At 33.4% G+C, this 1,676-nt stretch carries 1 protein-coding gene; it reads right to left on the reverse strand.

Annotation, left to right across the window (positions count from 1 at the left end; all coding sequences use genetic code 11):
* Positions 1 to 188: 188 nt before the first annotated feature.
* Complete coding sequence (locus EUBIFOR_RS11865) at positions 189 to 1,373, reverse strand: IS110 family RNA-guided transposase (protein WP_003866316.1); 1,185 nt, start codon at positions 1,371 to 1,373, stop codon at positions 189 to 191.
* Positions 1,374 to 1,676 lie beyond the last annotated feature (303 nt).

The following is a 1,676-nucleotide window of genomic DNA, read 5'->3' on the forward strand; positions in this document are numbered from 1 at the left end:
GAAAGCTAACTATATAAAATTCAAGTATTTTTTATGAAAAAGTTTGAAAATACAAAAATAACTAGATTTTTTAGTTAGTTTTAAATAGATCTTTGAAAATGTGAATATTGGATTAAATTTAGGCATGACGAAAAGAACTTTTAAAATGTATTTTTTTAAAAGTTCAGATGTATTTAGATGCATTGGTCTTATCTTAATAATGCAGGATCAAATGATTGTCCTGTTTCTAGTAAATGATAAATGATTCTAAGCAACTTTCTAATGCAGTGGCCTTGAGCACAACGGTGTCCTTTACCTTGAGAAATCTTTAATAGATAGTATTTCTTGAATACAGGATTATTGTTAATTACAGTCAGTATGATTTGATACAAAGTCTTTCTAAGATACTTAGATCCCTTCTTGGTTATGCCAGTATGTTGGGCGTTGTATTGACTCGATTCATAGTGATATGGTGCTACTCCTGCAAATTTAATGATCTGAGATGGCTTGGAATAATTGCCAATATCTCCTAATTCGGCTAAAATAGAAGTACCAGAGAAATGAGAAATCCCTGGAATGCTTAGGATAGGAGAGTTGTTTTTGATCGAGAACTCTTCTATTTTTTTATCTATTTCAGCGATTTGCTCTTTAATAAGCGTGATTTGGTTTACCAAGTGTTTGATTTGTATAGTTTCAACTTCAGAAGAGATTCCGATGGAATTCTTTGCACATTCTTTTAATTTTTCCGGAGTCAATGAAATGCGACCGCCTCTTCCTTTGACTTCAAAACATTTACGAATTGTACGAATATCTGTAGAAGCAATAGCTTCAGCACTGCCAAACGTTTTAAGAAGGTTCATGTAAACAATGCTATATTTCGAACTGAATAAAGTGTTGAATTCAGGAAAAACAAGATCAATCGATTTCTGTAGTCGATTACAGTAGACATTGAGTTCTTCCTTTAGATTATGGTGATGACGAGTCAATTGTCTCTGTTCGTATAAATCAAAACGGTCAACTTTAGTAATACGATACTGTTTCTTACGCTCAGGAGTATCTAGAACATCACAAATAGTGATTGTATCCAGTTTATCATTCTTAGTAATGCCGCCTTCCATCTTGCGGGTAAGATCTGTAGTTTTAGGGTTGATCAAGGCAACGGTATATCCATTGCTAAGAAGAAATTTTAGAAGAGCAACATGGTAATGCCCAGTGTCTTCCATACCAATTAGAATTGATTTTTTAGAATACGGTTTAAGAGAGTTGATCAGAGAGTCAAATCCTTCTTTGTTGTTAGAAAAAGAAGAAGGTGCAACATTGAATTCACCGGTTTCTTTGTCCATAACACAAAAGTGATGACTGTTCTTTCCAACATCAATACCAACTAATTTCATAAATAAACATCCTTTCTTGATTAAAATTTGTGAAAGTGGTTATCCACAACACTTAGACCACAAAACCTGGTTCAAAATACGAATTCAAAGACTCATCTAACTAATCACTGTTTTGGAATAAGGTGTGGTAAGAACCTTTCAGAAGTAGTCAAGCTACAGGAAGTGAACATACAAATCCACATTCACATATTCAATTTTACAAATTAACAACACCGCCTTCAACCACGGTTATTAAAGGTTGAAAGAAAGGAGAAGTATATTGTAGTCGACCAGTTAGATGGGTCAATTACAATATACCAGGAA

Origin of the sequence: Holdemanella biformis DSM 3989 (assembly GCF_000156655.1) — a bacterium.
Classification (GTDB): Bacteria; Bacillota_I; Bacilli_A; order Erysipelotrichales; family Erysipelotrichaceae; genus Holdemanella; species Holdemanella biformis.

Coding starts and splice junctions, on each gene's coding strand:
- EUBIFOR_RS11865 (WP_003866316.1), bottom strand. CDS start 1,373: ATGAAATTAGTTGGTATTGATGTTGGAAAGAACAGTCATCACTTTTGT.